The sequence below is a fragment of the Streptomyces longispororuber genome, assembly GCF_014656095.1.
Classification (GTDB): domain Bacteria; phylum Actinomycetota; class Actinomycetes; order Streptomycetales; family Streptomycetaceae; genus Streptomyces; species Streptomyces longispororuber.
Genome location: NZ_BNBT01000255.1, coordinates 1 through 6,909 on the forward strand (window position 1 = coordinate 1; position 6,909 = coordinate 6,909).

General features: G+C 75.6%; 6 protein-coding genes. 4 read left to right on the forward strand and 2 right to left on the reverse strand.

Annotated features, from left to right (window positions below; translation table 11 throughout):
* Nucleotides 1–180: 180 nt before the first annotated feature.
* Nucleotides 181–636: a tellurite resistance TerB family protein gene (locus IE330_RS37335; RefSeq protein ID WP_190140633.1), complete on the reverse strand. Its 456-nt coding sequence runs from the start codon at nt 634–636 to the stop codon at nt 181–183.
* 640 nt (nt 637–1,276) lie between these two features.
* On the opposite strand from IE330_RS37335, the gene IE330_RS37340 reads away from it, so the two are divergent.
* A complete protein-coding gene (locus tag IE330_RS37340; RefSeq protein ID WP_308439081.1) occupies nt 1,277–1,885 on the forward strand; it encodes a transcriptional regulator in 609 nt (202 codons plus the stop codon).
* 71 nt (nt 1,886–1,956) lie between these two features.
* On the opposite strand, the gene IE330_RS37345 is transcribed toward IE330_RS37340, so the two are convergent.
* Complete coding sequence (locus tag IE330_RS37345) at nt 1,957–2,619, reverse strand: 4'-phosphopantetheinyl transferase family protein (RefSeq protein WP_373314825.1); 663 nt, start codon at nt 2,617–2,619, stop codon at nt 1,957–1,959.
* Nucleotides 2,620–2,876: 257 nt separating this feature from the next.
* Here IE330_RS37345 and IE330_RS37350 point away from each other — a divergent pair, with 257 nt between their 5' ends.
* The 3 genes from IE330_RS37350 to IE330_RS37360 all read left to right on the forward strand — a co-directional run.
* Complete coding sequence (locus IE330_RS37350) at nt 2,877–3,503, forward strand: YigZ family protein (RefSeq protein WP_190140635.1); 627 nt, start codon at nt 2,877–2,879, stop codon at nt 3,501–3,503.
* Nucleotides 3,504–3,711: 208 nt separating this feature from the next.
* Nucleotides 3,712–4,878, forward strand: a complete 1,167-nt coding sequence (locus tag IE330_RS37355) for an exonuclease SbcCD subunit D (protein ID WP_190140636.1) — start codon at nt 3,712–3,714, stop codon at nt 4,876–4,878.
* The coding region (locus IE330_RS37360) for an AAA family ATPase (RefSeq protein ID WP_190140637.1) at nt 4,875–6,909 on the forward strand (2,035 nt) is incomplete at its 3' end. The genes IE330_RS37355 and IE330_RS37360, both read left to right, overlap by 4 nt.

A 6,909-nucleotide genomic window follows, 5' to 3' on the forward strand; every position in this document is an offset into this window, starting at 1 on the left:
GCCGCCCGCACCCGGCCCTCGCCGTTCACGGCGCCGGGCCTCGCGCTGTGGTGCGCGGCGGGCGGCACCGCCGTCTCCGCCCTGGCCTCGGCGAACGCGGCGGTCACGCTGGTGCTCGTGCTACGGGCGGCGACGCCCCTCTGACCCGGGGCCGCGGGGCTCGCGCGGGCCCGGGTGCCGTCAGAGGTCGAACTCGTGCGGCGGCAGGTCGAGGGCGAAGCACGCCTCCCGCACCACCGCCTGCTCGTCCTTGTCGAAGTCCCCGTCGGCCCCGCCGATCACGATGCCGATCTGGACCACGGCCCGGGCCTCGGCGGGCTTCTTCCTGGCCTTCGCCACCTCCTGCAACACGCTGACCTTGCCGAAGGCGAAGTCCGCGGTGAGCTTGTCCACGTACGCGTCGAAGCGGCGGCGCATGTCGTCGGCCGGGAAGTTCTGCAGCACCTCGTTCGTCGCGATGAGCTGCGCCACGCGCTGGCGCTCGGCCTGGTCGACCGTGCCGTCGGCGGCCGCGACCAGGGCGCACATCGCCATGCTCGCGTCGCGGAAGGAGCCGCTCTTGAGGTCGTTCTTCTTCGCGACGAGCTGCGTCTGCATCGTCGAGGCGGATTCCTTGAGGCGGTCCCACAGGGCCATGGAAAGACTCCATCGGTCGGTGCTCACGGGCGGGCGCCGGGCAACACCGACGCACGCGCCAATTTCTACAACAGCGTAGAAACTAACATCTGGACGCGGAAGTTCCGCAGGGTGGAGTCCGCAGGGGCACAGGGGGAGACGCCGACGGGCGGAGTGGGCAGGGTGTACGGCGAGGGGCCGCAGCCTGACCGGTCAGAGGCGTACGACAGCGGAGGAAGGTGTCTCCCTGATGGAGCCGATCGCTCGTGAGCAAGGAGAGCCGCCCCAGCGGGCGTCGGCAGCCCTGCCGTCGTCGGCAGCCGGGCCGTCACCATCCGGACCCTCGGCATCCGGACCGCCACCATCCGGACCTTCGGTAACCGGGCCGTACGCGTCGGGCGGAGCCGGTGGGGCAGGAGGGCCGGGCGGGCCCGAGGAGGCAGGCGGGCCGGGCGGGCCAGGCGCGGCAGACGGCGCAAAAGAAGCAGCGGGAGCTAAGGAAACAGAGGGAGCTAAGGAAGCAGCGGGAGCAAAGGAAGCAGGCGGAGCAGACGCGGCAGAGCAGGCAACCGGGACGAGCGGGCAGCAAGCGCTCACCGCCCAGGCCCTGCTGGCCCGTGCCGCGGCGGAGCTCGCGCCCGCGCCGCACGCGAACCCGTTCGTGCCGCTCGTCGCCGACGGCACCGCGGACCGCGGCGCGGTGGTCGCGCTCGCCCTGGAGCAGCGCCTGATCATCCCCGCCGACCGCCGGTCCTTCCTGCACCTGGCGGCCCGCTCGGCGGACGCGGGCCTGCCCGCGAGCGCCGCGTTCTTCGACGCCCTGGCCGAGGGCGAGACCCTCGCGTCCGACCGGCTCGGCGCCCTCCTCGCGGCCTGCCGGGTGGGCGAACGGCAGGCGCGGGAGTACGTCCCTGCGGCGGGCTGCCAGGCCTACCCGGCGTACGTGGCCTGGCTCGCGTTCAACGGCGAACCGGCCGACGTCGTGCTCGCCCTGACCGCCAACTTCGCGGCCTGGGGTGGCTACTGCGCGACCCTCGCGAGGGCCCTGCGCGCGCGGTACGGCTTCCCGGACGCGGCCTGCGCGTTCTTCGACTTCTTCGCCGAGCCGTCGCCGGACCTCGGCCGGAACGCGCTGGCCGCGCTGGAGGAAGGCCTCTCCCGGGACACGCTCACGCCCCGCACCGCGCTGCGGCAGGGGCACCTGCTCCAGGAGTACGAGGGGATGTTCTGGTCGAGCCTCGCGGACCGGGCGGGGGCCGCGCGGCCCTGATGCCGCAGCCGTGCGGCCCGGCTGGCAGGTCCAGCCGGTCCGGCAGGTCCACCCAGGACAGGTAGCGGACGCTACCCCTGCCGCAGCACGATCGCCGTCGCCAGCACCCCGTCGCGGACGATCCAGGTGCCGTCGAACCCGGTCAGTTCGGCCCCCGCGACCACCGGGCACTCCACCAGGAACGCGGCGCTGAACGTGCCGTCGCGGCGGATGTCCAGGCGCGCCTCCTCGAAGCCCAGCCACCGCTGGGTCACCGGGAACCACGCCTTGTAGACGGTCTCCTTGGCGCTGAACAGCAGCCGGTCCCAGGGCACCGTCGGTTGCGCGGCGGCGAGCGCGGCCAGCGTGGCGCGCTCCGTCTCGTCGCTGACCAGGTCGAGCACGCCCGGGTCGGAGAGCGGCTCGGCGGGCTCCGCGTCGATGCCGAGGGTGAGGACGTCGGAGAGCTTGGCGACGACCGCCGCGCGGTAGCCGGTGCAGTGCGTCATGCTGCCGACCACGCCCTGCGGCCACACCGGTGCGCCCTTCTCGCCGCGCGGGATGGGCACGGGCGCGATGCCGATGCCGGCGAGGGCCGCGCGGGCGCAGTGCCGCGCGGTGGTGAACTCCTGGCGCCGCTTCGCCACGGCGTTGGCGACGTGGGCGGCCTCCTCGGGGAAGAGCACCGCGTCGGGCAGGTCTTCACGGGTCTCGGACACGACGACGGGCTCCTCGGCCAGGAGGGCGCTCAATATGCCCGTCCCGCCGGGAACTTCCCCTGCTGCCGCCGACTTCGAAGGTGACGTCACAAGGGATCACCTTACCGCCGCGCCGCCCGCGACCGGCGGGCTCGGTCCCGGCGACCGGACGGACGCGAGGCGGAGGCGGCCCCCTGGGGCCGGAGGGCCCGGAGAACCCGGAGGGACCGTGCGGACCCCAGGGGAGGGCGTCCCGGCGCGGTGGCCGGAGAGGCCCGCCGCGCGCTCCGCCGAGGAGCGCATACGCTGGCGTGATGCAGGACGAGTACCGCACCGTGGCCCGTGAGGGCGTGCACGAGACCGAGATCAACCGCTCGCGCTTCCTGTGCGCGCTCGCGCCCGCCGCCACCGAACGGGAGGCGCAGGACTTCGTCGCCCGCGTGCGCAAGGAGCACCCCACCGCCACGCACAACTGCTTCGCGTACGTCATCGGGGCCGACGCCTCCGTGCAGAAGGCGAGCGACGACGGCGAGCCCGGCGGCACCGCGGGGGTCCCCATGCTCCAGATGCTGCTGCGCCGCGACATGCGGTACGTCGTCGCCGTCGTCACCCGCTACTACGGCGGCGTCAAGCTCGGCGCCGGCGGGCTCATCCGGGCCTACGGCGGCGCGGTCGGCGAGGCCCTGGACGCGCTCGGCACCCGCACCCGGCGCCGCTTCCGGCTCGCCACCGTCACCGTCGACCACCAGCGCGCGGGCAAGGTCCAGAACGACCTGCGCGCCGCGGGCCGCGAGGTGCGGGACGTCCGCTACGGCGACGCGGTGACCATCGAGATCGGCCTGCCGGAGGCCGACGTCGAGCAGTTCCGCGCCTGGCTCGCGGACGCGACGGCGGGCAGCGCGGACCTCGAACTCGGCGGCGAGGCGTACGGGGACGCCTGACCGGCACGGCCCCGACGCACCCGGCCCCGTCCCTTCCAAGTGCCGTATGGGGACATAGCAGACATATTCGGACGTAACCACGGTTGTCGTCGCGGCAGTTGACGTGACCGGAGTCACGGGTGTCGCGGTAGTCGTCGTCGGCCGCCGGACGGCCCGATACGGGAGTAGCCGCCCGTGATGTCGGACCCTGCCGTTAGTCTCGGGAATCATGAGGTTGCTGCACACGTCCGACTGGCATCTCGGCCGGGCCCTGCACCGGGTGAGCATGCTCGACGCGCAAGCCGCGTTCATCACGCGTCTCGTCGCCACCGTGCGCGAGCGCGCGGTGGACGCCGTCGTCGTGTCGGGGGACGTGTACGACCGGGCGGTGCCGCCGCTCGCCGCCGTCGAGCTGTTCGACGACGCCCTGCACCGCCTGGCCGCCCTCGGGGTGCCCACGGTCATGATCTCCGGGAACCACGACTCCGCGCGCCGCCTCGGCGTCGGCGCCGGGCTCATCGGCCGGGCCGGCATCCACCTGCGCACCGACCCCGGCGCGTGCGGCGAGCCCGTCGTCCTCGCCGACGCGCACGGGGACGTGGCCTTCTACGGCCTGCCCTATCTGGAACCGGCCCTGGTGAAGGGCGAGTTCGGCGTCGAGCGCGCCGGGCACGAGGCGGTGCTCGCGGCCGCCATGGACCGCGTGCGGGCCGACCTGGCCACGCGCCCCGCGGGCACCCGCTCCGTCGTCCTCGCGCACGCCTTCGTCACCGGCGGCGAGGCCAGCGACAGCGAGCGGGACATCACCGTCGGCGGCGTCGCCTCCGTCCCGTCCGCCGTCTTCGACGGCGTCGACTACGTGGCCCTCGGCCATCTGCACGGCAGCCAGGTCATCAGCGAGCGCGTGCGCTACAGCGGCTCACCGCTGGCGTACTCCTTCTCCGAGGCCGCCCACCGCAAGACCATGTGGCTCGTGGAGCTGGGCGCGGCGGGGGAGCTGGTCACCGCCGAGCGCGTCGACTGCCCGGTGCCCCGGCCGCTCGCCCGCATCCGGGGTGACCTCGCGGACCTGCTCGCCGACCCCGGCCTCGCCCGCCACGAGGACGCCTGGGTGGAGGCCACCCTCACGGACCCGGTGCGCCCGGACGACCCGATGGCGCGGATCAGCGAGCGCTTCCCGCACACCCTCAGCCTCGTCTTCGACCCGGCCCGCGCCCCCGAGGAGCCCGGCGTCTCCTACGCGCAGCGCCTGAGGGACCGTACCGACCAGCAGATCGCGGAGGACTTCGTGACCCATGTGCGCGGCGCGGGACCGGACGCGCGGGAGCAGGCGGTGCTGCGCGACGCGTTCGACGCCGTCCGCGCCGACGACGTCCTGCGCGAGGTGGCCGGATGAGGCTGCACCGGCTGCGGATCACCGCCTTCGGGCCCTTCACCACCACCCAGGACATCGACTTCGACGAGCTGTCCGCGGCCGGCCTGTTCCTGCTGCACGGCCCCACCGGCGCCGGCAAGACCTCCGTCCTCGACGCCGTGTGCTACGCGCTGTACGGCTCGGTGCCCGGCCCCCGCCAGGGCAGCGGCCAGGGCATGTCCCTGCGCAGCCACCACGCGCGCCCGGATGCGCGCACCGAGGTGTGCCTCGAACTGACCGTGGCGGGACGGCGTCTGGAGATCACCCGGCAGCCGCCGTGGGAGCGCCCGAAGAAGCGCGGCACGGGCACCACCACCGACAAGGCGCAGAGCTGGCTGCGGGAGTACGCCGCCGGGGACGGCACCCCGGACGGCGGGGCCTGGAAGGACCTCAGCCGCTCGCACCAGGAGATCGGCGAGGAGATCACCCAGCTCCTCGGCATGAGCAAGGAGCAGTTCTGCCAGGTCGTGCTGTTGCCGCAGGGCGACTTCGCGCGCTTCCTGCGGGCCGACGCCGAGGCCCGCGGCAAGCTCCTCGGACGGCTCTTCGACACGCGCCGGTTCGCCGCCGTCGAGCAGCGGCTCGCCGAGCGGCGCCGCGCCGCCGAGACCCAGGTGCGTGAGGCCGACGCCGAACTGCTCGCCGACGCCCACCGCATGCAGCAGGCGGCGGGCACCGCACCCGGCGACGCCGGTGCCGAGCTGCCGCTGCCGGACGCCGAGCCCGGCGCCCCCGGCCTCGCCGACGCCGTCCTCACTTGGGCCGCCGTGGTCCGCTCCGGCGCCCGCGAGCGGCTCACCATCGCGCGCGCCGCCCTCGCCCGCGCCGAGTCCGCCCGCGCCGCCGCGGCGGCCGCGCTCGACGACGCCCGCGAACTGGCCCGCCTCCAGGAGAGGTTCGCCGAGGCACAGCAGCGGGCCGCCCGCCTGGAGGAGGGCGCGGACGACCACCGGCGGCTGACGGCCCGCATGGAGCGGGCCCGCAAGGCGGAAGCCGTCGCCCCCGCCCTCGGCCTGCGCGCGGACGCCGAGGCCGAGCACCGGCGCGCCACCGCCGCCGACGCCGACGCGCGCGACCGGCTCCCGACCGCGTACGCCGACGAGGGCGCCGCGGGCCTCGCGAGCGCCGCCCGCAAGGCCAGCGAGGAGCTCGGCGGCCTCGCCTCCGCCCGCCGCGCCGAGCGCCGCCTGGCCGACCTGACCGGGCAGCGCGCTGACCTGGACCGCCAGGAGCGGGCCGACGAGGAGGTCCTCCAGGAGGCCGACGGCTGGCTCGCCGACTGGGACACCACCCGCGCCCGCCTCCAGGACGCCGTCGACGCCGCCCAGGAGGCGACGACCCGCACCGAGCACCTGGCCGGGCAGCTCACGGCCGCCCAGGAGAAACTGGACGCCGCCCGCCGCCGCGACCGGCTCGCCCAGGAGGCCGCCACCGCCGATGAGCAGGTGCTCGCCGCCCGCGAGCGCGCCGCGCACACCCACGAGCACTGGCTCTCCCTCAAGGAGCGGCGCCTCGCCGGGATCGCCGCCGAGCTCGCCGCGCACCTCAGCGACGGCGCCCCCTGCGCCGTGTGCGGAGCCACCGAGCACCCCGCCCCCGCCCGCAAGTCCGAAGACCACGTGGACCGCGCGGCGGAGGAGGCCGCCCTCGCCGCCCACCGGCGCGCGGAGGAGGACCGCACGGCCGCCGAGCGGACCCGCGCCGACGTCGGCGCCGCGCTCGCGGCCGACACCGCCGCCGCGTCCGACACCCCCGCCGCCGACCTCGCGGCGACCGTGGCCGAGGTGCGGCACGCGTACGAGACGGCCCGCGACCGCGCGTCCGGGCTGCACACCGCGCGCGAGAAGCTCGCCCAGGCCGAGCGCGAGCACGGCCGCCGCGTCACGGCCCAGCAGGAGGCCGCCCGCCGCGTCGACTCCCGCGCCACGCTGCGCGACGCCCTCGACCGGGAGCAGCGGGACCTGGAGCGGGAGCTCGCCCACGCCCGCGGCGACTGCGCCACGGTCGCCGACC